25 protein-coding genes and 1 tRNA gene are annotated in these 26,148 nt (G+C 67.0%); 5 read left to right on the forward strand and 21 right to left on the reverse strand.

The window, feature by feature from the left end:
- Window positions 1-265: 265 nt before the first annotated feature.
- Window positions 266-342: transfer RNA gene (locus AC1RMY_RS21305), tRNA-Arg, on the reverse strand.
- Window positions 343-370: 28 nt separating this feature from the next.
- Between AC1RMY_RS21305 and AC1RMY_RS21310 the strand changes: the two genes are divergently transcribed.
- The 3 genes from AC1RMY_RS21310 to AC1RMY_RS21320 all read left to right on the forward strand — a co-directional run bounded on the left by AC1RMY_RS21310 (window position 371) and on the right by AC1RMY_RS21320 (window position 2,969).
- Entirely contained in the window at window positions 371-1,174 is an 804-nt protein-coding gene (locus AC1RMY_RS21310; RefSeq protein ID WP_492867941.1) for a hypothetical protein, read from the forward strand.
- A gap of 49 nt (window positions 1,175-1,223) precedes the next feature.
- Window positions 1,224-2,663 (forward strand): M48 family metalloprotease, encoded by a 1,440-nt coding sequence (locus tag AC1RMY_RS21315; RefSeq protein WP_492867943.1) that lies wholly within the window; start codon window positions 1,224-1,226, stop codon window positions 2,661-2,663.
- Between the two features lie 81 nt (window positions 2,664-2,744).
- Window positions 2,745-2,969 (forward strand): dienelactone hydrolase family protein, encoded by a 225-nt coding sequence (locus tag AC1RMY_RS21320; RefSeq protein ID WP_492867945.1) that lies wholly within the window; start codon window positions 2,745-2,747, stop codon window positions 2,967-2,969.
- 81 nt (window positions 2,970-3,050) lie between these two features.
- Here AC1RMY_RS21320 and AC1RMY_RS21325 read toward each other — a convergent pair whose 3' ends face one another.
- The 7 genes from AC1RMY_RS21325 to AC1RMY_RS21355 form a co-directional block, all read right to left on the reverse strand.
- Complete coding sequence (locus tag AC1RMY_RS21325; RefSeq protein WP_492867947.1) at window positions 3,051-3,653, reverse strand: CarD family transcriptional regulator; 603 nt, start codon at window positions 3,651-3,653, stop codon at window positions 3,051-3,053.
- Between the two features lie 387 nt (window positions 3,654-4,040).
- Complete coding sequence (gene fdxA / locus AC1RMY_RS21330; protein WP_492867949.1) at window positions 4,041-4,379, reverse strand: ferredoxin FdxA; 339 nt, start codon at window positions 4,377-4,379, stop codon at window positions 4,041-4,043.
- A gap of 173 nt (window positions 4,380-4,552) precedes the next feature.
- Entirely contained in the window at window positions 4,553-4,864 is a 312-nt protein-coding gene (locus tag AC1RMY_RS21335; RefSeq protein ID WP_492867951.1) for an RNA-binding S4 domain-containing protein, read from the reverse strand.
- Between the two features lie 92 nt (window positions 4,865-4,956).
- On the reverse strand, window positions 4,957-8,340 hold the full coding sequence (locus tag AC1RMY_RS21340) for a helicase-related protein (RefSeq protein ID WP_492868197.1): 3,384 nt from the start codon (window positions 8,338-8,340) through the stop codon (window positions 4,957-4,959).
- A 417-nt stretch (window positions 8,341-8,757) separates the two neighbouring features.
- Window positions 8,758-9,645 carry an alpha/beta fold hydrolase gene (locus AC1RMY_RS21345; RefSeq protein ID WP_492867953.1) on the reverse strand — a complete coding sequence of 296 codons (888 nt, stop codon included), beginning with the start codon at window positions 9,643-9,645 and terminating at the stop codon, window positions 8,758-8,760.
- A gap of 130 nt (window positions 9,646-9,775) precedes the next feature.
- Window positions 9,776-10,222: a MerR family transcriptional regulator gene (locus AC1RMY_RS21350; protein ID WP_492867955.1), complete on the reverse strand. Its 447-nt coding sequence runs from the start codon at window positions 10,220-10,222 to the stop codon at window positions 9,776-9,778.
- 79 nt (window positions 10,223-10,301) lie between these two features.
- Complete coding sequence (locus AC1RMY_RS21355) at window positions 10,302-10,853, reverse strand: cupin domain-containing protein (RefSeq protein WP_492867956.1); 552 nt, start codon at window positions 10,851-10,853, stop codon at window positions 10,302-10,304.
- A gap of 138 nt (window positions 10,854-10,991) precedes the next feature.
- Between AC1RMY_RS21355 and aptA the strand changes: the two genes are divergently transcribed.
- Window positions 10,992-12,341 carry an omega-aminotransferase AptA gene (gene aptA / locus AC1RMY_RS21360; RefSeq protein WP_492867958.1) on the forward strand — a complete coding sequence of 450 codons (1,350 nt, stop codon included), beginning with the start codon at window positions 10,992-10,994 and terminating at the stop codon, window positions 12,339-12,341.
- 114 nt (window positions 12,342-12,455) lie between these two features.
- Here aptA and AC1RMY_RS21365 read toward each other — a convergent pair whose 3' ends face one another.
- The 7 genes from AC1RMY_RS21365 to AC1RMY_RS21395 form a co-directional block, all read right to left on the reverse strand.
- Window positions 12,456-13,061, reverse strand: coding sequence for a transglycosylase SLT domain-containing protein (locus AC1RMY_RS21365; RefSeq protein ID WP_492867959.1), 606 nt, complete (start codon window positions 13,059-13,061; stop codon window positions 12,456-12,458).
- Window positions 13,009-14,268, reverse strand: a complete 1,260-nt coding sequence (locus AC1RMY_RS21370) for a flagellar hook-length control protein FliK (RefSeq protein WP_492867961.1) — start codon at window positions 14,266-14,268, stop codon at window positions 13,009-13,011. Before AC1RMY_RS21370 ends, AC1RMY_RS21365 begins: the two co-directional genes overlap by 53 nt.
- Window positions 14,265-15,512 carry a chemotaxis protein gene (locus tag AC1RMY_RS21375; RefSeq protein WP_492867963.1) on the reverse strand — a complete coding sequence of 416 codons (1,248 nt, stop codon included), beginning with the start codon at window positions 15,510-15,512 and terminating at the stop codon, window positions 14,265-14,267. The genes AC1RMY_RS21370 and AC1RMY_RS21375 overlap by 4 nt, the downstream gene beginning before the upstream one ends.
- Window positions 15,509-16,789 (reverse strand): MotB family protein, encoded by a 1,281-nt coding sequence (locus AC1RMY_RS21380; RefSeq protein ID WP_492867964.1) that lies wholly within the window; start codon window positions 16,787-16,789, stop codon window positions 15,509-15,511. Before AC1RMY_RS21380 ends, AC1RMY_RS21375 begins: the two co-directional genes overlap by 4 nt.
- 36 nt (window positions 16,790-16,825) lie before the next feature.
- Window positions 16,826-17,494: a hypothetical protein gene (locus tag AC1RMY_RS21385; RefSeq protein ID WP_492867966.1), complete on the reverse strand. Its 669-nt coding sequence runs from the start codon at window positions 17,492-17,494 to the stop codon at window positions 16,826-16,828.
- Window positions 17,491-19,119, reverse strand: a complete 1,629-nt coding sequence (fliF, locus tag AC1RMY_RS21390; protein ID WP_492867967.1) for a flagellar basal-body MS-ring/collar protein FliF — start codon at window positions 19,117-19,119, stop codon at window positions 17,491-17,493. Before fliF ends, AC1RMY_RS21385 begins: the two co-directional genes overlap by 4 nt.
- 184 nt (window positions 19,120-19,303) lie before the next feature.
- On the reverse strand, window positions 19,304-20,557 hold the full coding sequence (locus AC1RMY_RS21395; protein ID WP_492867969.1) for a flagellin N-terminal helical domain-containing protein: 1,254 nt from the start codon (window positions 20,555-20,557) through the stop codon (window positions 19,304-19,306).
- Window positions 20,558-20,735: 178 nt separating this feature from the next.
- Between AC1RMY_RS21395 and AC1RMY_RS21400 the strand changes: the two genes are divergently transcribed.
- Entirely contained in the window at window positions 20,736-21,128 is a 393-nt protein-coding gene (locus AC1RMY_RS21400; RefSeq protein ID WP_492867970.1) for a VOC family protein, read from the forward strand.
- A gap of 24 nt (window positions 21,129-21,152) precedes the next feature.
- On the opposite strand, the gene flhB is transcribed toward AC1RMY_RS21400, so the two are convergent.
- The 6 genes from flhB to motA all read right to left on the reverse strand — a co-directional run bounded on the left by flhB (window position 21,153) and on the right by motA (window position 25,973).
- Complete coding sequence (flhB, locus tag AC1RMY_RS21405) at window positions 21,153-22,217, reverse strand: flagellar biosynthesis protein FlhB (RefSeq protein ID WP_492867972.1); 1,065 nt, start codon at window positions 22,215-22,217, stop codon at window positions 21,153-21,155.
- Between the two features lie 95 nt (window positions 22,218-22,312).
- On the reverse strand, window positions 22,313-23,374 hold the full coding sequence (locus AC1RMY_RS21410; RefSeq protein ID WP_492867973.1) for a flagellar motor switch protein FliG: 1,062 nt from the start codon (window positions 23,372-23,374) through the stop codon (window positions 22,313-22,315).
- 14 nt (window positions 23,375-23,388) lie between these two features.
- Window positions 23,389-23,721: a flagellar motor switch protein FliN gene (fliN, locus tag AC1RMY_RS21415; protein WP_492868199.1), complete on the reverse strand. Its 333-nt coding sequence runs from the start codon at window positions 23,719-23,721 to the stop codon at window positions 23,389-23,391.
- Between the two features lie 110 nt (window positions 23,722-23,831).
- Window positions 23,832-24,146 (reverse strand): hypothetical protein, encoded by a 315-nt coding sequence (locus AC1RMY_RS21420; protein WP_492867974.1) that lies wholly within the window; start codon window positions 24,144-24,146, stop codon window positions 23,832-23,834.
- Window positions 24,127-25,074, reverse strand: coding sequence for a flagellar motor switch protein FliM (locus tag AC1RMY_RS21425; RefSeq protein ID WP_492867976.1), 948 nt, complete (start codon window positions 25,072-25,074; stop codon window positions 24,127-24,129). The genes AC1RMY_RS21420 and AC1RMY_RS21425 overlap by 20 nt, the downstream gene beginning before the upstream one ends.
- Window positions 25,074-25,973, reverse strand: coding sequence for a flagellar motor stator protein MotA (motA, locus tag AC1RMY_RS21430; RefSeq protein ID WP_492867978.1), 900 nt, complete (start codon window positions 25,971-25,973; stop codon window positions 25,074-25,076). Before motA ends, AC1RMY_RS21425 begins: the two co-directional genes overlap by 1 nt.
- Between the last annotated feature and the right edge of the window lie 175 nt (window positions 25,974-26,148).

Raw genomic sequence — 26,148 nt, forward strand, 5'->3', positions numbered from 1 at the left:
TTTGGCGCCCGGTCTTGGGTGCAGAGATCATATTGGTATTTCAAGTAGGTCAGTGCCCGAGGTGGCTCATGGCAACCGCAACGCGGTGGTCGCGCGCGCCCTCGGGCACATCGATATCTGTCGCGCCGGGCCTTGCACACCGGGTCCTGCACGAAGTCAGCCGGTCGCGAGCGGCCTGCCGGTGTGGGCATGGCCGAGGCAGTGCTCGCATCGGCCCAGGAAGGCCCGCTGCCCGGCCACCACGCAAGGCTCTCGAAAAGAGTATTGGCGTCCCGGAAGGGATTCGAACCCCTGACCTACGGTTTAGGAAACCGTTGCTCTATCCTGCTGAGCTACCGGGACGTGCGCCAAACCGTGTAGCATAAACGCCATGCCGGTGAAGCCTCTTCTTGTGTCGTTTCTCGTGTTGCCGCTCCTCGTCGGGGCGGTTGCTGCGGGCGATGTCTGTTCCGAGCTTGGGCCCGACAGCCCGCTCGTGCGCTTGTCGGGACTGGACGGGTCCGGCGACCTCGTGCTCGCGGATGGGCGGCGGCTTCGCCTGGTCGGCATCGCACCGCGACAGGACGATGCCGAGGCAGTTCGGTTCGCGGTCGGGATCGGCCGCTGGCGCGAGCGTGATCTGCGCCTTGTCCTGCTCGGCGAGCCCGATCGCTGGGGTCGCCTGCCGGCAAGGCTCTATGATGCCGTCGAGGTGACCAGTCCGGCGCCGCGCGAGCTTGCAGCCGCGCTCTTGAGCGAGGGGATGGCCTTGCCGCTGCCGGAGCCGAGGCCGGCCCGCTGCGGCGGAGCGCGCATTGCGCAAGCCGGCGTGCAGCGGGGAAAAATGCCGCCCCGGGCAACGCCGCCGGCGCCGGTCGCTGCGGCGGACGAACCGGCCATCGCTGGTCATGATATTGCCGCGCTCAAGGCGCAAGAGGGGCGTCTCGTGCTGCTGGAGGGGCGGATCGCCTCCGTCGGCGAGCGCGCGCAACGGACCTATCTGAATTTTTCGCGCCGGCGTGGGGAGGCCGCGTCGATCGTGCTGTCTAAGAGGCTGTGGCGCGAGATGCAGGATGATGGCTGGACCGCGAGCGGGGTCAGCGGTAAACGCTTGCGGGCGCGCGGCGTCCTCTCCGGCGGGGACGGGCTGCTGCTCGACGTGACATCGAAGCTCGCGCTGGAACTGGTCGACTGACGGCATGCTGGTGTTCCGGCGACACGGATTTCCATTTTCTTCCCAGAGGTTGGCTGCGCTCGCGCTTCACGCCCTGCTGCTTGCTGCCTGCACCAGCGACCAGAGCCCGCTGCTGCCCTCGCAGAACGCGGCCGGTGGCGAGATCGCGCCGCGTGTCAGCACGATGCAGCGCGCCTCGGAGAGCGAGCATCAGCGCTTGCTCTCCGCCTTCGGCGGCGAGTACCGGGCGCCGAGGGCGCGGGCGGCGCTGGACGAGGTCGTGCAGCGGCTGTCGAAGGCCGGCGAGGGCCAGATCGGCTCCTACGAGATCACCATCCTCAATTCGCCTGCCGTGAACGCTTTCGCGCTCCCCAATGGCCGGCTCTACGTAACGCGCGGCTTGCTGACGCTGGCCAACGATACCGCCGAGATCGCCTCCGTCCTCGCCCATGAGATCGCCCATGTCACGGCGCAGCATGCCGTCGAGCGGGCCGAGCGCGAGCTGGAATCGGCGCTGGTAAGCCAGGTTGTCTCGCAGGTGTTGAAGGATCCGGCGCAGGGCGCGGCCGTTCAGGCCGGCTCGAAGCTCTCGCTCGCCAAGTTCTCGCGGCAGCAGGAACTGACCGCCGACCAGATCAGTGTCCGAAATATCTCGCGCGCCGGCTATGATCCCTACGGCGCCGGTCGCTTTCTGGTCGCGCTCGGGCGCAACACCGCTTTTCGCAACACTGGCCAGAACCAGAGCCCCGACGACAAGCGTCTCGATATCCTGTCGAGCCACCCGCAGACACCCGAGCGGATCGCTGCCGTCACGGCTGCGGCGCGCCAGATCGGTGCGCCCGGGATCGGCGAGCGCGATGCCGGCCGCTGGCTGTCGGCGATCGACGGCATCGCCTATGGCGACGATCCCCGCGACGGGGTCGTGCGCGGCCGGCGCTATCTGAACAGCGCGCTGCGCATCGGCTTCACGGCGCCCGATGGCTTCGGACTGGAGGCCGCGCGCGACATGGTGATCGGCGTCAGCGCCAACGGGGCCCAGGCGCTGCGCTTCGACTCGGTGACGCTGAAACCAGACCAGACGCTGCAATCCTATGTCGCGGCGGGCTGGATCGACGGGGTCGAGACCACGGCCGTCGAGACGCTCGACATTGCCGGGCAGCCGGCGGTGATCGCGGTCGGCAAGGGCACTGACTGGACCTTCCGTCTCGCCGCCATCCAGGCCGGAAACCGGGTTTACCGCTTCATCCTGGCGGCGCGTGGCGGCGGCGATCCGGAGCGGCCGATGCGCGCGCTGCTTTCCAGCTTCCGCGTGCTGAGCCCGGAGGAAGCGCAGACGGTGAGGCCGATGCAGGTCCGGGTGGTGGTGGCCGCCGCCGGGGATACGCCCGCGACCATGGCGGCGCGGATGCCGGAGCAGGATCGCGCGCAGGAGCTGTTCATGGTGCTGAACGGCATCGAACGCGGCGGCGTGATCGTGCCGGGCCAGCGCTACAAGATCGTTGCCGAGTAATCCCCACCGGCCCAAAGCGCGTGTTTTTCACGAAGGCGCGATGAGTGATGCCGAGGCCTCCGCCGTCGATCGCAGCCGCGCTTGCTGATCCTGCACCAGGCGCGCGATACGCGCCTGGTGCAGGCGCTGCCGGAATGCGAGGCCGCGCTGAAGGCCGCGGGAATCCGCCACGAGGCTATCGTGTATCCGGATGTCGACCACGCCTTCCTGAATGACACGAGCGCGGAGCGCTACAACGCCGCCGCTGCCAAGCAAGCCTGGGAGCGCTCGGTCGCTTTCCTCGCGGCGGAGACGGGAGCGGTCTAGGATCGGGGGCGATGCCGGAACGAAAGAACCCGGCGGTTGTCCCCGCCGGGTTCTTTTTGGTTTTGAAAGACGTCGCCCGGATCAGGCGGCCTCTTCCTGAATATCGTCGTTGTCGCTCTCGACATCGCCATCGACCGCTTCGACAACCTCGCCCTTGGCCGGACGGCGCGGCGACTTGGCGAGCTGGGCCTCGATCTTCTTCAGCGCCTCGGTCTCGGTAACGTCGTCGACGACGGCGATCTCACGGGTCATGCGATCGACAGCCGCCTCATAGAGCTGGCGCTCGGAATAGGACTGCTCGGGCTGGGCCTCGGAGCGGTAAAGGTCGCGCACGACCTCGGCGATGGCGACGAGATCGCCGGAGTTGATCTTCGCCTCGTATTCCTGGGCGCGGCGCGACCACATGGTGCGCTTGACGCGGGCGCGGCCGGTCAGCGTGGTCAGGGCCTTGGCGACGCTCTCGGCATCGGCGAGCTTGCGCAGCCCGACGCTGGCGGCCTTGGCGGTGGGAACGCGCAACGTCATCTTGTCCTTGGAGAAGCTGACGACGAACAGCTCGAGCTTGAAGCCAGCGACTTCCTGCTCCTCGATCGCCGTGATCTGACCGACGCCATGGGACGGGTAGACGACGTACTCGCCGGTCTTGAACCCCTGGCGCACAACAGCTTTCTTCACCGTGGACATGCCGTTACGACTCCTGATCGGACCGCTTGACGCGGGCTCGCGATTCTCAATCTCTGGCCGGATGACCGGAGACACTCCGCCTGACGCAGGCGGATTTTCACCCACTGCCTCACGCTTCCCTCAGCCGATCGTCTCTTGCACTCCGCCAAGCAAAGACATCGATTGCTCCGGCACTGATGCCGGCGGCTCTCGTCATCCTTTTCTAGGGGGCGCCCCGATTGTGGAAACCTCGCAGGGGCATGCGGAACGAATGCGACTGAGGCTATTATGTAGCATAAAAAACACGCCGAATCAAAGGTAAACGCAAGCTCCAGGCAAGCGTGTGCTCGGCGGCACAGGAATGGTTAACACTGTTTCGCAGGCTTGGCCGGTCTTTTTGCCTGATTTTTAATCGCCTTCGCCGGGGTTTGGCGAGAAGTGAGCCTCGAGCTTTCCAGGCACACCGTCAAAAGCCTTGGCGTCTGCCGGCGCCTCCTTCTTCTGACTGATATTAGGCCAGCTCGCTGCATACTTCGCATTGAGCTGCAGCCAGCTTTCCAGCCCCGGTTCGGTGTCGGGCTTGATCGCTTCGGCAGGGCACTCCGGTTCGCAGACGCCGCAATCGATGCATTCGTCCGGATGGATGACGAGCATGTTCTCACCTTCGTAGAAGCAGTCAACCGGACAAACCTCGACGCAATCCATGTATTTGCACTTGATGCAGTTGTCTGTGACCACATAGGCCATGTCGCAGGTCCTTCCAGTCTGCTCGCCGGCCCCATAAACCCTTGGCGGGCTCAGGTTTCAAGGCCGTTTAGGCTCCGGCGAGTAGCAGTTGCTTCTCTTCATCAGGCGTTCCGGAGAAGGACGTTTCGCTGCCCCGGGCAGGCAATTCATTTGTATACAAACGAAAGGCATTTTTAGCCATCGCCGTCGTCCTCCGCAAGCGACTGATCGCCGCGCCCGCCTTCGTCCAGCCGCTCGTAGAGCAGTCTCGCCTGCTCGTAAGGGCCGCGTCGCTCCCCCAGCGACAGCAGGCGCACTACGATGGTCGCATGCGCAAGCGCGAGGGTCAGCACGTCCCCGAGCTTCAGAGGCTGGGCCGGATTGTCGATCCGGCGTCCTTCGACACGGACATGACCGTCCTCGACCAGGCGCACGGCGGCGGTGCGCGTCCTGGCGAAGCGCGCGAACCAGAGCCATTTGTCGAGGCGCTGCCGATCGTCCCGCATATCCGGCCTGCTGTCTGAATGCGCCCGGAGCCCGATCCGTTCCGATTGCCCGGCAAATTCGACCGGTGCGGGCTCCGGGCACGGTCATGTCCTCAGTTCTTGCGGCCCTCGAGCTGCGCCTTCAGGGCGGCGAGCTTGGCGAAAGGCGAATCCGGATCAGGCTCGCGGTCGGCCGGGCGTGGCCGAGGCGGCTGCTGGAAGCGCTCGCCGCCACGGTCGTCGCGGCGTCCTCCGCCACCGCCGCCGCCGCCGGGGCGGCCGTCGCGCTTGAAGTCCGGCCGGGGACCGCGGCCCTGTTCGGGACGAGCCTGCTCGGAGCGACCTGGGCCCTCGGGGCGCGGACCGCGCTGGCCCGAACGGGGCCGCTCGTCGCGCCGTGGCTCGCGTTCGGGGCGAGCTGCGGGAGGCGCGCCGCCTTCGACTGCCGCCGTGGCGGGAACCTGCGACTCTCCGTCGCGACGCGGACCGCCGGGACGCGGGCCGCGATTGGGCCTGTCGCCGCGGCGACCGCTTGGCTGCCGTTCGCCTGGCACGCCTGCGCCCTCGCGCGGGCCGCGATGGCCTTGCTCGGGCCTGCGCCCGCCTTGATGACGATGCGGGCGCCAGACCTCGATCAATTCGGGTTCGGCCGGCGTGGCGGAAGCGGTGCTGACTGCGGCGGCCACTTCCGCGCTGTCCGTTTCCGCCGCCGCCTCGGCCAGAGCCGGGGCGAGCGAGGACATCAGATCGGCGGGAACAGGTTCGCGTGCCGGCTCCAGTTCCGCCTGCGTCACGATCGGGGCGTCAGACGTTTCCGAGGTGGTGGCGTCCGCCACCGGCGCCTCTTCCGCCGATGCGGGCTCGGCCGTCTGGTCGAGCAGTGCGGCGGCATCGGGTTCGGCTCTGGTTTCTTCCGGCTGCGCCTCGCTCGATGCCGCCGCATCGGCGGCAGGCTGCTCGCGGGCTTCTTCCTCCACCTTGGCGTGCTCTGCCGCGACGGGCTTGGCCGGAGCCGCGGCCAGCGGAACCGTGATGGCCGGGCCGGGGCGCTTGGTCGAGATGTAGCCGAGCGAGCGCAGGATCGAGGCGAAATCCTCGCCGGCGCAGCCGACGAGCGAGGTCATCGCGCCGGTCACGACGAAGCCGTCCTGGTCGGCCGTGCCGGTCGGTGGCACGCCTTGAGTGAGGCCGGGGCGATAGGCGATCGCCGGGCGGATCAGGTCGGCGAGGCGTTCGAGGATGTCGACGCGCACGGCCCGCTCGCCGCAAACCCGGTAGCCGGCGGCGCGGTAGAGCCCCTTGGGAACGGCCTTGTCGACGGGGAAGGAGGTCCGGCCCGAGGCGGCGAGATGGGCGATGTCGTCGAGGCCAGCCTGTTCGGGTGAGCCGTGCTTCAGGGTCCAGAGCTGGGCGGCGAGCGCGCGTGGCGCGGGCTTGAGCAACGCGGGCACATAGAGATGGAAGGCGCCGAAGCGGATGCCGAGCTGGCGCAGGGCGGCACGGCCCTCCTGGTCGAGCGCCTTCATCTCCTCGCCGACCTTGGTCCGTTCGAGCACGCCGAGCGATTCGGCCGCCTGATAGGCGATGCCCCGCGCGATGCCGGTCAGCGTGGTCGTATCCTCGAGCAATTGCAGCGCGCCGAGCAGGCGCGTGACGTGATTCTTCAGCCAGAGCTGGAGCCGGCCCTCGACCTGCTCGCGGGCCTGGCCGGCGAGATGCTCCTCGACCAGCAGGCGCAGGCGCGGCTCGATCGCCTTTTCGCCGGCGACCAGACGCGCGACCGGCTCGCCGACCCAGCGCAGCAGACCGTCATGCGACAGCACGAAGGCATCGTCGCCGGCGAGGACGACGCGCGCGGCACGCGCCTCGATCTCGGCCCCGAGCGCCTTCATCGCGGCCATGTTCAAGGCTTTCGCCTCCGGCCCGCCGGCCTTCGGGTCCGCCGTGAAGCGGAAGCCCTGCAGCATTCCGACGTGCTGGCCCTCGACGAGCACGTCGCCCGTCGCGGTGACCTCAGCCTCCAACATCGCATTCTCCCGCAAACGGCGCAGCAGCACACTGGTGCGCCGGTCGACAAATCGGCTCGCAAGACGCTCGTGCAGAGCGTCCGAGAGCTTGTCCTCTACAAGACGCGCCACCCCCTGCCAATGCTCAGGATCGGGCAACCAGTCCGGACGGTTCGCGACGAAGGTCCAGGTACGGACCTGCGCGATGCGCGCGGAGAGGGTATCGATCTCGCCATCGGTGCGGTCGAGCGCCGAAAGCTGCGTCCGATACCAGTCGATATCGAGCCGGCCATGGCGCATCAGGCGCAGATAGAGCGTCGTCGCGAGGTCGGCATGCTGCTGTGGGGCTATCTTGCGATAGTCCGGCAGGCCGCAGACCTCCCAGAGCCGCTCGGTGGCCGGCCGGCCCTGCGCCAGCGCCGTCACGTCGGGATCCCGGGCCAGGATTTCGAGCGTCGTCTGGTCCTCGGCGATCAGGGCGCGGGTCAGGCCGGCTTCCCTCGGCTGCAGGTTCAGGCTGTCGAGAAGTTGTGCGACGGACCGGAAATCGAGATCGGTATTGCGCCACTGCAGTTGCCGCACCGGCTCGAAGCGGTGGTTCTCGATCGCCTCGACGAGATCGGCCTCGAAGGGCGGACAGCGGCCCGAGGTGCCGAAGGTGCCGTCGCGCAGATGGCGCCCGGCGCGGCCGGCGATCTGGCCGAATTCGGCCGGGTTGAGCTTGCGGAAATGATGGCCGTCATACTTCTTGTCGGCCGCGAAGGCGATGTGATCGACATCGAGGTTCAGCCCCATGCCGATCGCATCGGTGGCGACGAGATAGTCGACATCGCCGGATTGGTAGATCTCGACCTGGGCATTTCGCGTCCGCGGCGAAAGCGCGCCCAGCACGACGGCCGCGCCGCCCTTCTGCCGCCGGATCAGCTCGGCGATGGCGTAGACCTCCTCGACCGAGAAGGCGACGATGGCCGAGCGCGGCGCGAGCCGCGTGATCTTGCGGTCGCCGGCGAACATGAGCTGCGACAGGCGCGGCCGCGTCACCACATTGACGCCGGGAATGAGCTGCTCGATCACCGGCTTCATTGTGCCGGCGCCGATCAGCATGGTCTCGGCCCGGCCGCGCCGGTTGAGCAGCCGGTCAGTGAAGACATGGCCGCGGTCGAGATCGGCGGCAAGCTGGACTTCGTCGATGGCGACGAAGTCGACGGCAAGGTCGCGCGGCATCGCCTCGACGGTGCAGACCCAGAATCGTGGTCGCGCCGGCTTGATCTTTTCCTCGCCGGTGACGAGCGCGACCGCATCGACGCCGGCCTTCTCGACGACGCGCTGGTAGACCTCGCGCGCCAGCAGGCGCAGCGGCAGGCCGATCATGCCGGTTGGATGGGCGACCATCCGCTCGATCGCGAGATGGGTCTTGCCGGTATTGGTCGGGCCCAGCACCGCGGTGACGCCGTTGGCGCGGACCGAGGGGGGTAGGGAGCGCGGAGGAATCAAGTCGCAGCCGATCGTGACGTGTCGCCGCTTGCCATCGCGGGACGCCGATCAAGGCGTCCCGCGATGGCAAGCGGAGTGACTGTGAGATTAGAGCGGGAGCATGGCTTCAGCGAAGAACGGAATTGCCCATTGTCGCGGCGCTCTCCGGAGAACAGAACGAGTCCGGAACGAAGCGGGCCCGAATCGCTGACTCCGGCAGAATCGGGTTTCGTTCTCGGTCGAAGATTGGCCGGTGGGGTCTTGCGGCGGCGCGCTTCGGCGCCAGCCTGTCTGGAATCGGAACATCGGCATGGCCTGCCCTCTTCTGCACGGGGATCGACGGCGACCGGCCGCATCCCGCGCGCGAGACTATCTAAGCGCTTTTTGCCGCGAAACGAGGGCCTGCGTTCTCAAGGCTGAAGGGTGCCTCGCCGATCAGCCGAAAAACGCCGCGAAAACCTCGGCCGCCTCGTCGGGCGCCTCGACATGCACGAAGTGTCCAGCGGTTTCGCAGAAGCTGACTTCGGCCTCGTCGAAATGCTCGGGCACGAAGGCTGCCCATTCGGATTTCAGGATCGGGTCATGCCGGCCCCAATGCACCCGTGTCGGCTGATGGATGCGGACGGAGGGGGTGGGGTGCCCGTCGATCGCTGCGAGGCGTGCCGCGTTCTGGCTGCGATACCAGTCGAAGCCGCCGCGCAGATTGCCAGGCTTCATGAAGTTGTCGATCCAGAGATCGAGCGCAGGGTCGAAGGCTTCCTTGCGGTGGCACCAATGCGTCAGAAAATGGGAGAAGTAGAGCGCGCAGCTCTGCCGGCTCAGGCCGATCAGCGCCTCGGCCAGCGGGAGCTGCTGGAAGGACTGATACCAGACCTCGTTGACGTGGCCCTCATGGACCCAGCGCTCGGCAATGCTCTGGGTCGGGCAGTTGAAGAACAGCAGCCGGTCGACGAGCTGCGGATGGCGGCGCGCCAGTGCCTGGGCCGCATAGGCGCCGACATCATGGCCGACGACGCCAACGGCATCGAGACCGAGCGCCGCGATCAGCGAGGCCATGTCGTCGGCATGGCTGTTGGCGCCGACATCGCTGCGTGGCGTGGTGGATTTGGTGCTGTCGCCGAAGCCGCGCAGATCCGGTGCGATCAGGCGGAAATCGCCGTGCAGCCGGTTCATCAGCGGCAGCCAGGTCGCCCAGAATTCAGGCCAGCCATGCAAAAGGAGCACGGGCGTCCCGGAGCCGACCTCGGCGACGTGCAGCGTCGTGTCGCGCACCGCGATCTGGCGATGGCGCAGACCGGGCGGAGTGGCGAAGTCGCTGGACATGATGTCTCCGGCAAATCGATTCCGGCGGAAGGCTAGCGCCTGCCCCACCGCTGCTGCAATCGCCGTCGGGCGCATGAGGGTGATGCAGGGATGTTTCTCCACAGCAGCCGGTCCTGTGGCCGGGCGCGATTCAGTGCGATGAGTTGTTGCACTGGCCGTGATCGGCCAATGCCTCGATGATGGCGCAATCGCAGGCTGCAACGCCGCCCGAGCAGGTCGCGGCGATGCGTTCGAGCTCCCTTTCGAGCGAGCGCAGCCGGGCGATCTTGTGGCGGACCTCGTCGAGATGGGCGACGGCGATGGCATGGGCGTCGTCGCAGGCCATCGCCGGATTGTCGGAAAGCTTGAGCAGTGTGCGGATGGCGTCCACGGCGAAGCCGAGATCGCGGGCATGCTTGATGAAGGCGAGGCGCTCGACGTGGCGGCGGCTGTAGCGACGCTGATTGCCTTCGGAGCGTTCCGGTGGCGGCAGCAGCCCGACCTGCTCGTAATAGCGGATCGTCTCGACCTTGACGCCGGTGCGCTCGGCCAGCGTGCCGATCGGAACGACGCGTTCGATAGTCGATGCCGGCTGCATGATCTTCGCTCCGAACCTCTAGCCGCTACAGATCATAGATGGTGCGGATGGCGGCGCCAACAAGCCGTGTCGCGCGCGTTCAGAACGAGGGCGGCGTGCAGGCGCTGACGACTTCGCAGGCGACCGGTCCGACGCAGCGGAAGCGATGCGGTCGGCGGCTCTCGAAATAATAGGCGTCGCCGGGCCCCAGGATTCGCCGCTCGTCATCGACCGTGACCTCGAGGCGGCCGTTGAGCACGATGCCACCCTCCTCGCCCTCATGGGTCAAGGGAACACGGCCAGTGTCGGTACCTGGCTCGTAGCGCTCTTTCAGGATCTGCAGCGCACGGCCGAACAGGTTTTCGCCGACCTGGCGATAGGAGATGCCACCCTTGCCGATCTCGACCAGTTCCTGCGCCTGATAGAAAGCCTGCCGCGGGCGCTCGGGCTCCAGGGCGAAGAACTCGGAGAGGCCGATCGGGATGCCGTCGAGGATGCGCTTGAGGGCGCCGACGGAAGGGTTCACGCCATTGGATTCGATCAGCGAGACCGTCGAATTGGTGACGCCGGCGCGCTTGGCCAGCGCCCGTTGCGAGAGGCCATGGCGCATGCGCAGATAGCGCAACCGCGCGCCGACATCGGTGTCGCTCATCGCGGGGCGTTCTCCTTGTTCGATATCCGCAACATTATGCCATACGGTATCTGTAAAAACAGCTTCTTGCGCTCATGCTGAAACAGACTTGTTGCGCATGACAAAACGGTGCTCCCCTGCCGGGCAGAGGAGATCATCATGACCATCGCCACGCCCCCGAAAGCCCTGCAAAACGCCCGCTCGCTCGAGAGCTTCTGGATGCCGTTCACCGCCAACCGGCAGTTCAAGGCGTCGCCGCGCCTGCTGGCATCCGCGCAGGGCATGCACTACGCCACCGAGGACGGGCGCAAGGTGATCGACGGCACAGCCGGGCTGTGGTGCGTCAATGCCGGCCATGGCCGCAAGCAGATAACGCAGGCCGTCGAGCGCCAGCTTTCGACGCTGGATTATGCGCCGTCATTCCAGATGGGCCATCCGATCGCCTTCGATTTCGCCGAGCGGCTGGCGGGAATCGCGCCGGGCGAAGGCGAGGCGAAGCTCGACCGGATCTTCTTCACCGGCTCGGGCTCGGAATCGGTGGATACAGCGCTCAAGATCGCCATCGCCTATCAGCGGGCGATCGGGCAGGGTACGCGGACGAGGCTGATCGGCCGTGAGCGCGGCTATCACGGCGTCGGCTTCGGCGGTATCACCGTCGGCGGCCTCGTCAACAACCGCCGCGTCTTCCCGCTGCTGCCGGGCGCCGACCATCTGCGCCATACCCATGACCTGGAGCGCAACGCCTACAGCAAGGGCCAGCCCGAATACGGCGCCGAACTGGCCGACGACCTGGAGCGGATCGTGGCGCTGCATGGCGCGGAGACGATCGCCGCCGTGATCGTCGAGCCGATGGCCGGCTCGACCGGCGTGCTCGTGCCGCCGAAGGGCTATCTCCAGCGTCTGCGCGAGATCGCCACGCGCCACGGCATCCTCCTGATCTTCGACGAGGTGATCACCGGCTTCGGGCGACTGGGCACCCCGTTCGCCAGCGAGTTCTTCGGCGTCATGCCCGACCTCATGACGACGGCGAAGGGCATCACCAACGGCGCGATCCCGATGGGCGCGGTCTTCGCGAGTCGCAAGGTGCATGACGGGCTGATGGCCGGGCCGGAAGCCACCATCGAGCTGTTCCACGGCTATACCTATTCCGGCCATCCGGCGGCCTGCGCGGCCGGCATCGCGACGCTCGACATCTATGCCGATGAAGGTCTCCTGACCCGCGCCGCCACGCTCGCCCCACTCTGGGAGGAGGCGCTGCATTCGCTGAAGGGTGCGCCACATGTCGTCGACATCCGCACGATCGGCCTTGTCGCCGGCGTCGAACTCGCCTCGCGGCCGGGCGCCGTCGGCGCGCGCGCCTATGAGGCCTTCGTCGACTGCTTCGAGAAGGGGCTCTTGATCCGCGTCACCGGCGACATCATCGCACTGTCGCCGCCGCTGATCTGCGAGCCCTCGCATATCGATGAAATCATTTCGCTCCTGCGGGCCGCTCTCGACCGCGTCGCCTGAGCCGGTCTGCCCGCTACAGCATCCAACCGAACCTCATGTTCGGTTGGATGCTGTAGGCTTTCGATGTTGCATCGGCTTCTCCGAAAACCGCGTTCCACTTTTCGGGCCGATGCCTCACTCGTTGATGTTTCGCGTGCCCTGCGACGCCGCGTATTTGGCGCCGCAGAAATTGCGGGCGTTGTCGGTCCATTGGCCGAAGCCGGTCGCGACCATGTTGCGGATGACGGTGCAGACATAGCGATGCTGGGCCGGGTTGTTGTGCGGCCCGGCATGGTAGCGCGCCACCGCCATGGTCCAGGTGTCGTGGCGCGCCTTCAGCCGCTTCAGGAACTTGGCGGAGTATTCGACGTTCAGCGCCGGTTCGAACATGGCGTCGAGGCTGGGGAACTGGTCGCGGTGGTAGTGGTGGTTGATCTGCATGCAGCCGATGTCGATCAGCTTCTTGCCCTTGGCGCGCGAGGCCTCGAATTCGGCCAGGGCCTCCTGCTTGCTGGCGCCGAAGAAGGCGCGGCCATGGATGTTGAGCGCATAGGGCTGCAGCGAGTTGCGGCGGCCGCTTTCTGTCAGGCCCACCGAATAGAGCACGCCGACAGGGATGTCGTAGGCCTTGGAGATGCGGATCATGTGCTCCTCGCACACGGTCTGCGCACCAGCCGGCGCAGCGAAACTACAGATAGCGATAAGGATCGCGGCCAAGGCGGGCGCTATCGCGCGGCTCATGGGATTCCTCCTTGCTGGTCGTCGCATCCTGCTGCCAGTCGCGGCGCTGTGGCTCGCGTTCCTGACGCTCGCGGGATTGTTCGAAGCTGCGGCCCTCGCGGGCGCCCGAGCGGTCTTCGGCGCCCCCGTCCCTGGCGCCGTCCTGTCCGCCGGGGCGAGGATCGGCCCCTGCCGTGTCGACATGGACGGTCTCGACCGAGACCTGATCGAGCGCATAGCCGCTTGCCTTGACGATCTCGCGCAGCGCCTCGCGGTCACTGGCGAGCATCTGCGCAGTCTCGGCGCGACTCGCCTCGAGTCGGATCTCCATGCCGCCCTGCGAAATCCGCATCTTCACGGTGATGCTGCCGAGTTCGACCGGGGTGAGTTGGAGATGAAGGATCTTTGTCGGCTCGGCGATGTTGGCCGGCTTGTCCGAGCCGAGATCCGGCACGGCATCGGAGCGCGCGAGACCGAGTTCGGTCGCGGCCTGGCGGATCGGCTCGGCGACCTGCTGTAGCGGCGACAGGCGCATGACGGGCGGGAGATGGGTCTCCTGCCTGATCACGGTGATCGACATCGGCGTTTCGGGCTCGGCGCTTTTGGCGGCAGTTTCGGATTTGCCCGGGGCTCCCTCATTCGTCTCGACGAGGGTCGCAAGCTTGGTCAGGTCTGTGAGGCCGGGGAGATCGGCCGGCGCGGCGGTATCGCCGGGCATGGCGATGCCTGCTTCGCCGGCCGCCGACTTAATCGCTGCTGTCGCAGTGTCGGATGCTGGCTCGGTTCCGGCCTTGGCGAGGGCGCTGTTCAAGGTCGCGAAGGCGTCGCGCCTTGTACCGGGTTCCTTGCGGCCATCGGGCTGCGCTTCGCGTGCCGGCGCCTGCAAGCCGCCGAGCAGCAGGCGGGCCGCATCGCTCGTGGCGACAGTGGGTTCGGGCTGCGTGGCCGGGGCCATCGCATCCAGCATCAACCCGGCAGCGCTTGCCTCGGCAGCCTCGCCGTCCTTGATCGGGTTGGCATCCGCGCCTTTAGCTTGTGTTGCGGCAGCGGCCTTTCCGGCTTCCTTGCCGGTCGCCTTGTCGAGGTTCTGAAGCAGATTGCGGAAAGCCTGGCTGCGCTCGTCACGGCCGCCCGGCGTCAGACGGGCCTTCGGGTCCTTCGCCGTAGCCGCGCCCGCTGCTCCGGGCGCCCGGCCCGGCGGCAGGAAGGGTGTTTCCAGATTGCTCATGGTGTGGCGTCTCCCGGCTGCTTGCCGTCTGTGTGCTTACCTTCGACCTGCGCTGATTCGTCCAGCAGCGCCTGAGCCGCGGCGAGGCTGCGCTCGGCGTTCGCCACGATGCGCTTCACGCGCGGATCGAGATCGGCGGGTTCGGGCGTGACGGCGGTCGGCGTTTGCGTCGCGCCGGCAGGGACATCGACGATGTGTGAAGCGACTCGCAGCGCCGTCTGCAGGATCTCCTTCTCCTCGGCGGGCAAGCGTTGCGCATCGATCTTCTTCAGCGTCTCCAGCGCGCCGTCGGCCTTGTCGCCGCCGATGCGCGAGGCCGCCCTGTAGAGGGATGCGCGCGCGATCGTCGCCTGGTCGGCCCCGGGAATTCGCGCGACCTCCTCGGCGGCGCGGCGCGCCTGCTCGAAGCGGCCGCGGATCAGCGCGTCGCGAGCGATGATCAGGAGGACGGCGCGCTGCTGCTCGCGGTCGAAGGCGCGCAGCGTGGCGACGAGGCGGGGAAATTTCTCCGGGTCTCGGCCGATGTCGAAACGTACGAGTCCGGTCGCGAAAGCCTGGCGGAAATTCTCGGCATAGACCGACCGGTCGAAGCGGCGCATGTACTGGGCGGTCGCCTTCTCCAGCCGGTCGAGATCGTTGATCTCGGCGGCGATGAAGACAGCGCGTCTGAGCGCGCCTTCCTCGACGAGCGAACCCGGCGACGACAGCCGCGCCTGGTCGAGCAGCTGCAGGGAGCGCCTCTGGTCGTTGCGCTGGATGAGCGTGGCCTGGACGAGGGCGAGATGGCCTGCCAGCGATTCATGCAGGCTGGCCGGATCGAGCGGCATCAGCAGCGCCCGCGCCTGGCCGTTGTCGCCCATGACATAGGCCAATGCGCCTTCGCCCAGTCCCTTCGGCAGCCCGGCCGGTTCACCGCGCTTGAGGAGTTCGGCCAGCACGCCGGGCTGGCCGCCGCTGAGGACGTATTGCACGGCGGCGCGCGTATTACGCGGATCGTCCCAGATTTCGGAAGCTTGCGCCGTCATGGCCTGCTCGAGATCGCGCAGCAGCTTGCCCTGGGCCGCATGGGCCGCGCGATTGCCCGAGGCCGCCTCGTTCTGGAGCGACTGCAGGGTCCGCACGAGCTGATAGGGCGGCGCGGGCGCGGCTGCCGTCGGAGCCGGTTCCGCTTGCGCTCGGGCAAGGGGCGATACGAGGCAGAAGGCCGCTGCGGCGATGCAGAGGCGAAACGGAAGGCGCTTCATGTCCGCTTCTCCCGGATCAGGATTTCGATGCGCCGGTTCTCGGCGGCATTGCGGTCGACGGCGCGCGGCCTGCGGCTGGCATGACCCTCGATATGCTCGATGCGGGTCTCGTTGATGCCGCCCTGGATCAGCAGATCCTGCGCGGTATGAGCGCGCGCGGTGGAGAGCCGCCAGTTGTCGCTGCGCCCGTCGCGGAAGGGCCGCGCATCAGTGTGGCCGCGAATGACGATCGCGCCCTCGCGCTGGTTCAACACGGCCGCGACGCGCTTCATCGCTTCGACTGTCTGCGGATGCGGCTCGGCCGAGCCGATGCCGAACATGCCGAAATTGGCGTTGTCGGTCAGGCTGATCAGGACGCCTTCATCGGTCTGGCGGACATCGACCTGGGGCTGGTCGCTGCGCTGGCCGGCGCCCTTGCCACCGGCGATGGCGGCGGCGATCGCCGAGGCGACGGCCTCGTCGGTGCGAGCCTTCGGCGCAGCCATCTCCATTGCGGCGGGGCGCGGCGACATCGGCGATGTTGACGGGCCCATGGCTGAGGCTTGCGTCGACGCGCTGCCATTGGCCTGTTGCGCCGGCGCAGGGGGCTCGGCCGCGGCGGTCTCGGCGTTCTGGATCGCGACGGCTGCCGTGGCAACTACGGCCGGGGAAGCTGGCTGCGTCACCGGGGCGGTCGCCGTCGCCGGAGCCGGCGCGGCATCGCCAGCGAAGGCCTCCTGCTTGCTCGGCTTGTCGGTCTGGGGCGTCTGGCGCCAGAAGTTCGGGTCGAAGGGGTCGCGCAACGCCTCGCCGCCATTCATGCCTGGCTTGCCGGTTGCACCCAGCGTCAGGGTCGAGGCCCGGTCGGAGCCCGGCTCCGGCCTGGCGGCGGCAATCTCGGCCAGGACGGTATAGGGGTCCTCGAAGGCGGCCTTGCCCTGGTTGGCATCCTTCAGCGTGGCGCTCGGGCGCCGGTCCGAGCCCGTCTTGGCGGCGCCGACCTGGTCGCCGTCATGACGGCTCGTGCTGTCGACCTCTCCGGGCTCGGCATCCTGCGGGTTGCGGACGCCCTTGCGGTCGGAGGTCGTGTCCGAGAGCTTGATCGGGTTGAAGTACTGGGCAACCGTCTGGCGGGTTTCGCGGTTGGTGGAGTTGACCAGCCAGAGCACGAGGAACAGCGCCATCATCGCCGTCATGAAGTCGGCATGTGCGATCTTCCAGACGCCGGTCTTGATCTGGTCTGTCTGTCGGCTCGCGCTGCGCCGGACAATGATGAAATCCTGACGGTCGTTGTCCATAACGCTCGTTTCCGGGTTTGCAGGAGGGCTGCTGGTTCAGGCGGCGCGGCGGCGGCGCCGGTCGGGACCCCTGCCTTCGAGCCTGGCGACCCAGGCCTCGATGCGGGTCTCGATGGTGGTTTCGCCAGCCACGATGCTGACATCGGTGGCATCGTTCTCGGTGAATTCGACCGCGCAGCCGGCGGGGAAGACCTGGCGTAGCGTGTCGAGAAGTCGGGCCGGGCCGCTGACGCGGATCAGCGCGCCATCCTCGCCGGCGAGCAGCGGCCGGATCTGGTCGATCAGCGCACGGCTGGCGGCGTCGTAGAGCTCAGCATCGAGGAAGGGGCGCAGCAGCCGCCCGGTCGCGTCGGCAAGGCTTTCGCCGAGCGCCTGGAAAGCCTCGGGGATTTGCGCGGAAAGCCGTGCAGCGACCTCGTCAGCCCAGACCTGGCGGGCCTGTTCGAGAGCCTCGCCAGCCACTTGGCTCTGGCGGGCGAGCTGAGCCTCGGTTTCGGCCTGCGCCTCGGCGAGGCCTGCCTGCCTGCCGCGCTCGAAGATCGCATCGATATCCGGAGGCGGCTCGCGCGGCGTCTTGGGCAGGAACGAGGGCAGCTCGATCTCGTCGGCGTCGGCCGCGCCCGTCACCGCCTCGGCAATGTCGGCGAGCTCGACCTCCTCGAAGTCGAAGCTCGGGATGAAGTCTCCGGCCGGGCGATGCTTCACGCGCGCTCTCCTTCATGGATCCACTGCTTCAGGATCGCGGCGGCCTGGGCTTCGTCGAAGTCGATGAGCTGTTCCAGTTTGCGCAGCGGCGAGCGCTGCGAGGCACTGGTCAGATCGCCGATCAGGTTGAGGCCGATCTCGGTGCCGGCGATCTGAAGTTGCGGATCGACGGCGGTGGCGCTGGCATCCTCGACCAGCGTCGTCGCGGCGGCGGGGGGGGGTGGGCGTTTCAGGATCGCGTTGATCGAGGGCCGCAGGCCGAACCAGATGATCAGCGCGGCCAGTCCGAGGATCGTGACCGCGTTGATCAGCGTGCCGGACTGGCGCAGCAGCGCCTCGCCGATGCCGATCGGAGCGGCCGGTTCGAGGCTGCGGCTGCCCTGCAGGAAGTCGACGGCGAGGACCTTGATGTTGTCGCCGCGCTGGCCGTTCACGCCGGCCGCCGAGGCGACGACCTGGCGGACATCTTCCAGGCGGGCGTCGATGGCCTCCTGTGTCGGCGCAGCACCGAGCGATTCGACTAGGCGCGGCCGGTTGATCAGGACCGCGACCGACATCTTCGCGATCGAATAGCCGTCGCTGATGGTCTGCGTCTTCTTCGAGGAGATCTCGTAATTGGTGAGTTCCTCACGGCGCTGCTTTTCCTCGCTCGAACGCTGGCCGCCATCGGCGCGCACGGCGCGCTCCGGCACGTTCTGCTCGACCGTGGTCGGTTCCTGCGTCGCGGCGTTCTGGGAGGTGTCGTTCTCGCGCACGACGCGCACCGAGCGCTCGACCTTCGAGTCCGGGTTGAAGACGGTTTCGCTGGTTTCCCTGCGGTCGGTGTTCAGGTCGGTGGCGACGCTGATCTCGAAATTCTCGAGGCCGAGATAGGGCGTCAGCGCCTTGCGGACGTTGTCCTGGATCTCGCGGTTGACGTTCTGCTGCAGGCCGGCGAGCTTGGAGGAGGCCATCTGGCCGGGCTCGCCGCCGGTGGCGAGCAGGGTGCCGTCGGTGTTGAGCACGGTGACCTTCTCGGCCGAGAGACCGGGCACGGCGGATGCGACGAGATGGCGGATCGCCTGCGCGACATTGCCGGCGCCGGAGGTCTCGGTACGAACGACGACGCTGGCCGAGGCCGGCTGCTGGTCGCGCCGGAAGGAGCCCTTGTCGGCCAGGACGAGGTGGACGCTCGCCGCCTTGACGCCGCGCATGAGCTGGATCGTGCGGGCGAGCTCGCCCTCCATGGCGCGGACGCGGGTGATTTCCTGCATGAAGGAGGTCAGGCCGAGCGATCCGAGCTTGTCGAAGAGCTCGTAGCCGCCGCTCGCGCTGCGCGGCAGGCCCTTCTCGGCGAGCAGCATGCGCGCCTGCGCCGTCTGGGCGGGCTTGACCAGGATCTGCGACCCGTCGGCGTTGACGTCGAAGACGACGCCGGCCTCCTGCAGGGCTGCGCCGATGCGGTTCACGTCCTCCCGCTGGAGGCCGCTATAGAGTACCGACATCTCGGGGCGGCTGAGGTAATAGGCGCTGACGCCAATCGCGGCGAAGACGAAGAGCCCGATCGCGGCCAGTGCTGCCAGCCTCTTGTGGCCGAGTTGCTGGAGGTTGAGCCAGATCTCTTCGGCGTATTGGCGGCCCGGCATCGTCGTTCCTTTGAGGGTGAGACGTTATGACGGGAGTGTGCTTGCGGAGCCTTGCGCGAGCATTGCGCGGTGGACGGTGCCTGCGCGGCGCGGGGCTTCTGCCTAGCGCGCTCGGGCCGAATGGGAAAAGGCCACGCCCCGTGAGGAGCGTGGCCCGGTCTGGCGTAGCCTCGTGCCTTTCGCGTCAGCCGCGGAAGAGCGAGAGGATGCTCTGGCTTCCGGAGTTGGCGATCGACAGCGCCTGGATACCGAGCTGCTGCTGTGTCTGCAGAGCCTGGAGGCGGGTCGATTCGGCGTTCATGTCGGCGTCGACGAGCTGGCCGACACCGCGATCGAGCGAGTCCTTCAGGGCTTTCACGAAGTCCTGCTGCAGGCCGATGCGGTTCTTGATGGCGCCGAGATTGGTGGCGGCATCGGTGATCGTGCCGAGGGCATCGTCGACGGCCGAGATATAGGTCTCGAGCTTGGAGAGGTCCGCGGCGTTGTCGGTCAGGGCGCTGATGTCGAGATCGGCGACGCTGAAGGTTTCCCAGGCCGTTCCGTTGAAGGCATCGTAGGACTTGTCCAGGATGCCCTTGCCGGTCTCCGTCGTCGGCGCCGTGGCGAGCGCTGCCGGAGCGGTCAGGCCGCTGTTCAGCGTGATCGTCACGCCGACCGGCGCGCCGTTCTCCTGAGCACGGTTGGCGAACTGGAGCTGGCCGGCGGCGGTATCGACAGCGACGGTCAGACCCTCGATGCCGAGCTTCATGATGTCCTTGGCGATGCTTTCCAGTGTCGAGCTGGTCGTCGTCGCGACGTTCAGCGTGGCGCCGGTACCGACCTGGACGGTGATGTTGCCGGCCGCAGCCACGAAGGTGCCGGTGCTGGCGCCGGTGACCACGTTGGTTGCAGGCGCCGCGTCGGCCTTCTTGTCGTAGAGCTTGATCGCCTCGAGATCGACCAGAACCGTGTCGATCTGCACGACGCCACCGGCACGCGAGAAGGACGAAACGACCGACTTCGTAGAGTTGTAGCTCGCAGAGGAGGAGTCGACCGAGATCCAGTTCTCGCCGTTGAACACGGCCGAGTCGCCGGTGTTCTTGAGCTGGCTCTGGAGCTCCTTGATTTCGCTCTGGATCTTGTCGCGATCGACGCCCGGCGTACGAGCGGCGGTCAGCTTGGCCTTGATCTCCGAGACGACTTCGACCGTGCCGTTCAGGCCGGTATACATCGTGTCGATCGTCGCGGCGCCGAGGCCGAGAGCGTCCTGCACCGCGCCGAGCGCCTTGTTGTCCGAACGCATCGTGGTGGCGATCGACCAATACGCGGCGTTGTCCGAGGCGGTCGAGACGCGCTGGCCGGTGGCGATGCGGTTCTGCGACTGGGCGAGGTTCTTGTTGGTCTGCGTCAGCGTCTGCAGCGCAGTCATAGCGGAGGTGTTGGTGAGCAGGCTGGTCATGATGATGTTCCTCAATCTGAAGGGATTGTTGGGGAACATTCCGGATTTTAACCGGGATGGCAGGGCGGCTTCATGCCTTTGACCGCGTGGGACGCACCCATCGGATTGGTCAACCTTCCATGCATTTGGGTGTAGCTGGCGAAGCTTGCGCGGGGCTGACTGCGCTGAGGGAAGTGATATGAGCCTGGGTGGAATAGGCAATCTCGACTACGCGGTGATCCTTTGTAGCAGGATGGCGCAGACGCGTGCCTTCTACCGCGACATCATGCGATTTCCGATCGAGGTCGATCTGGAGAACTGGGTGAGCTTCCGCGTTGGCGCGGCGCTGCTCGCCTTGCGGCCCCGGGGCGTCTGGAGCGTATGCGACGACGGGCCGTCGCAGTCCGGTTCGGCCGCGGTCCAGCTCGCCTTCCGCGTTTCGCTACCCGCGGTCGATACCTGCCATGCGGAACTGGTCGCCAAGGGCGTACCGATCTTGAGGGGCCCGACCGATCTGCCCAACTGGCGGCACCGGACGCTGTTCTTTCGTGACCCCGAAGACAACATCATCGAGATCTACGCGGAATACTGATCCGGGCAGAGCGGAAGCGGCGCCTCACGCCACCTTCTTCGCGTAGACCATGCAGAGCAGCTCGGCGACGACCTTGTAGAATTCGGTCGGGATCATCTGGTCGAGCTGGACCGCGGCGTGAAGCGAGCGGGCGAGCATGCGGTCCTCGATCACCGGAATGTCGTTGGCCTCGGCGATCTCGCGGATCTTGAGCGCGATCAGGTCGGTGCCCTTGGCGAGCACGAGCGGGGCGCCGCCCTCCTCCTGCACATAGCGCAGCGCGACCGCGTAATGGGTCGGGTTGGCGATGATCACGGTCGCGCGCGGCACTGCCGCCATCATCCGGTTCCGAGCGCGGTCGCGGGCCAGCGACAGCCGGCGCGACTTCAGGATCGGGTCGCCCTCGGCCTGCTTGTGCTCGTCCTTGATCTCCTGCTTGGTCATGCGCAGCGAGCGGCGCCAGAACTTCTGCGTCCAGACGAGGTCGATCGCGACGATGACGATCGTCGCCACGCAGGTGGCGGAAAGCAGCCGGATCGCGATCGTCAGGATCAGCTCGGGTATCGCGCCGGGATCGCGCAGCATGGCTGTCACCACCGTGTTCTTGTCCGATTTGAGGATGAGCCAGACGGTCACCGTGATGGCGGCGAGCTTGGCCAGGGACTTGCCGAACTCGACCAGGCCCTGCTTTCCGAAGATCCGTGTGAAGCCCTTGGCGGGGGACAGCCGCGACCATTGCGGCTGGATCCGCTCGAGCGTGAGCTGGGGTGGGTGCTGCAGGAAGGCCGCGCTCAGGCCGAAGACCAGGAAGAGGGCAAAGAGCGGCCAGAGGAACAGGCCCGCCTGCATCGCGATATGGTTGAGCAGCGACGTCGTGTTGGAGCGCGTCGAGATGTCGAAGCCTGCCGGGTCCGCTAGGAACTCCGATAGGAAGCGCGTCATCTCGCCGGCGCCGGCGCGGACGAGGAAGACGCTCCCGATCAGCGTCGCCGCGATGCTGGCAAAGATCGGCGCCTCCTTGGAGGAGGGGGTGTTGCCGCGCTCGACCGCGTCGCGAACCTTCTTTTCGGTCGCTTCTTCGGTTTTGCTTTCCTGGTCCTGCTCGGACACGGCGCGTTACCTGTTCGTGAGATCGAGAGTTGGCGCATGGCCTTCGCGAAAAACCGGTTCCCACTTTCTCGCGCCATGCTCCGGAGATCGGCTGCTCACTGGAAGTAGGCGCCTTCCTCGCGCTCGGGATTGAGCTCGATCTCGCCGCGGCTCGCCATTTCGAGCGCGACGTCGGTGATGGCGCGGCGGGCATCGACGACCTCGCGCTGGAGCGCCGGCTCGCCGTTCTCGAGATCCTGCTGCACGATGCGCCGGGCGCGGGCGGCGAGCGAGGACAGGATCTGGTCCCTGAAAGCGGCCTCGGTGCCCTTGAGGGCGAGCACGAGCCGGTCGGTCGGGACCTGGTCGAAGATCGCCATCCGGGCCCGGGCCGAGAGCTTGACGATGTCGTCAAAGGTGAAGAGCAGACCCTTGAGCATCTCCGCCGATTCCGGCCGGACGCGCTGCAGGCTGCCGAGCGCCTCCTCCATGTCGTGGCTGTCCATCTTGTTGAGGATGTCGGCCATGCGGGCATGGGTGTCGGCGCCCTTGTTGCGCGACAGATTGAGGGTGAAGCCCTCGTAGAGCGCCTTCTCGACGATCGCGGCGGGCTGCTCGGCCACGGGCTTGAGGTTGAGCATGCGGCGCATCAGCTCGTGGCGCTTGTCGGCGGGCCACTGCGTCATCACGCGGGAGGCGCAGGAGGGCTTGAGCTTGGAGAGCACGAAGGCCGCCGTCTGAGGGTGTTCCTTGGCGAGGTAGCCCGCGAGCGCGCTTTCGGGCATCTGCGAGATGCGGTCCCAGATCGAGCGGTTGGCCGCTTCGGCCGTCTCGCCGATGATCTCGGTGATCTCCTCGGGCGGAAGCACGCCGGTGAGCAGCTTCTGGACTTCGCTCGGTGACCCGATCAGGTTCATGCCGCGCGAGAACTGGTCGCTGAACTCGTCGACGAGATCGGCGATGTCGGCCGCGCCGACCGGCCCGAGTTCGGTCGCACGGCGCATCAGCGCGCGGACCTCGGCCGTATCGAGATGCTTCAGCATGCGCCCGGCGAGCGGCTTGCCCATCGCCAGCACCAGCACGGCCGCCTTGCCGGCGCCGCCGAGCTGCGACGGTCGTCCCGTCGCGACGGAGGCTGTTGCCGCGCCGCCCCGGTTGTCTTTCGCGGTCACCGTCATCGACTGTCTTTGCCTCACTCTTCGAACTTGGCCTGGACGCCGACGATCTCGGTCAGCGACACGCCGAAGCGGCTGTTGTCGTCCTCGACGATCACGACCTCGCCGCGCGCGACGATGCGGCCGTTGACGACGACATCGACCGGCTCGCCGACGCGGTGGTCGAGCGGTACGACCGCGCCGCGGCGCAGCTTCATCAGATTGGCGACCTGCATCGTGGCGCTGCCGAGAACGACCTGGATCGTCACGGGGATGCGCAGCACGGCGTCGAGATTGAGCGGGTCATTGGCGGTGGCCGGCGCTTCGCCGGCTTCCTCGGTCTCGGACGCTGCGGCTTCGGTTTCGATCATTGCGGCGTCCGCGGACGCCTGCTCGATGGCGAGGTCGGCGAGCTTCACGGGCTTGGTCGGCTTCTTCATGGCGGTCTCCTGGCAAGAATGGTGGCGCGAAAGCGGCCGTCTCAGGCTGCGTTGGCCTTGCGGCCGGCTCGGGCGGGCGTTTCGATGTTCGCGCAGATGATTTTGATGTCGCTGACGAGGCGGCGCCCGGCATCGATGCGTACGCCCAGCTCCTCGACGACGTCGCGGCCGCTAGCCTGGAGATCGCGGACCGTCGCCTGGATCGCGCCGAGCGCAGCCTCGGTCTTGCCGAAGACCTGCTGGAATTCCGCGTGATAGGCGCGCATGCGCTTCAGTTCGCTGCGCATCCGCAGGACCTGCAGGCTCGTCAGCAGCAGGGCGGCGAAAAGGACCGTTTCACCGAGATAGAAGATCATCGAAAAACTCCTGTTCCTGGTTGGCGCTGTCCTGGACACGCAGGACATAGGACCCGTCGCGCTGGCCGAGCTGGCACCAGAAGACGGTCTCGTCATTGCATTGAAGCTGGATGGGAGAGCGCGGCGAGGCCTGCAGCTCGATGACCTGGCCAATCTTCAGCTCGCTGATCTCGCCGAGCGTCATCGGGCGCTCCTCGAGGATCGCCTTCAGCTTGACCTCCGTCTTGTGGACCTCGGTCTGGATCTGTTTCGTCCAGCGCTGGTCGCGGACCGTGGTGTGGCCCGAGACGACACGCGAGAGGCTCTGGCGGATCGGGTTGAGGGCGGTCTGCGGGATGATCAGGAACATCTGCCCGCAATTGTCGAGCCCCTGGACCAGGAGCTGCGACTTCACCGCGAGATTGCTGCGGCTGCCGATGGCGGCGAAATACATCCGCGTCTCGACCTGCTCGAACAGGAAGGTCACATCGCAGACCGGGCTGAAGGCTGCCTGCAGGTTCTTCGCGGCGAGCTCGAACAGCGCCTGCGCCACCTGGATCTCGATCGGGGTATAGGGGCGCTCGTCGTCGGGGAAGTCGGGCTCGTATTTGTAGGGGCGTTCGCTGCCGTCAGCGCCGAACAGCACCTCGATCAGGGTGAAGATGAAGTCCCGGTCGAAGCCGATCAGGATGCGGGCATCCCATTCCGGAGAGTGGAAGATGCCGGCGATGGTGTTGTGGGCATGGGCGTTCAGGGCGTCGCCGATGCGCTGGCTCTGGACGTTGGCGACGGAGATGTAGGTCGGCGAGGTCGACATCTGGCGCAGCGCGTCGGCGCAGCCGGTGGCGAGCCGGTCGAAGACCATGCGCAGCATCGGCAGGCGGTCGATCGAGATGCCCGTCGATTCGAGGAGCTTGTCCTCTCGGATCGCTTGTGCGGCGGTGCTCATCAGGCGGCTTCCTTCTGGGCGCGGTCATTGGCGGGGGTGCGCTGCCCGGAGCCGCTGATCGTCTTGTCCTCGACCTCGTCGATGGAGGGCCGCTCGGCGGCCGAGATCACCTTGCGGCCATATTCCAGCGCGACCTGCGGGGCGGCGCCGTTGATGAAGGCGAGCAGAGTCTGCTTCACGACTATGTAGACGCGTGCCTGCTTCTCGCGCGTCGCCTTGATCTTCAGCGAGATCGGCCCGATCACCGCATATGAGAAGAAGATGCCGGCGAAGGTGCCGACCAGGGCCGCGCCGATGAAGCCGCCGAGCAGCGCCGGCGACTGGTCGATGGCGCCCATCGCCTTGATGACGCCGAGCACGGCGGCGACGATGCCGAGCGCCGGCAGGGCCTCTGAGACGGTGCCGAGCGCGTAGTAGGGCTTCAGGGCGTCCTTGACGTGACTGTCGATCTCCTCGTCGAGCAGGGCCTCGACTTCATGAGCCTGAGCCTTGCCGACGATGATCAGCCGGAAATAGTCGCAGATGAAGGTGGTGAGGACGCGGTCGGCGAGCACACTCGGATAGGCCGCAAACAACGCCGATTCATAGGGCGTCTCGATGTGCTGCTCGATCTCGGCGCGGCCCTTGTTGCGCAGCTCGCGCATCAGCGCATAGAGGACGCCGAGAACCTCGAAGTAGTGGGCCTGGCTGGGCGCCGCGTTGCGCATCGCCTCAACCACCGCCGTGCCCGTGTCGGCGACCGTCTTCATCGGATTGGCGACGATGTAGGTTCCGATCGCCGTGCCGAGGATGATGACGAGTTCCCAGGGCTGCCAGAGCACCGCGACATGGCCGCCCATCGCGGCGAAGCCGCCGATGAGCGAGCCCACCGCAATCAACAATCCGATCAGTACGCTCAACGCGCTGCTCCTTCTCGCAAACTGCAGATGGCTCGCGAGCTGCTGGCTCACACACTGCAAGTTGAGACGTAGACGAGCTGGCTTGCGTGAAGCTGAAAAGGGCGGCTCTGCACTGCGTCAGGTCCACGCAAGCCTTGCGCGGGAGCATGCCCCAAGACGATTCGGATCGATCTTG

The organism is Allobosea sp. GW822-FHT03F07 (assembly GCF_058801345.1).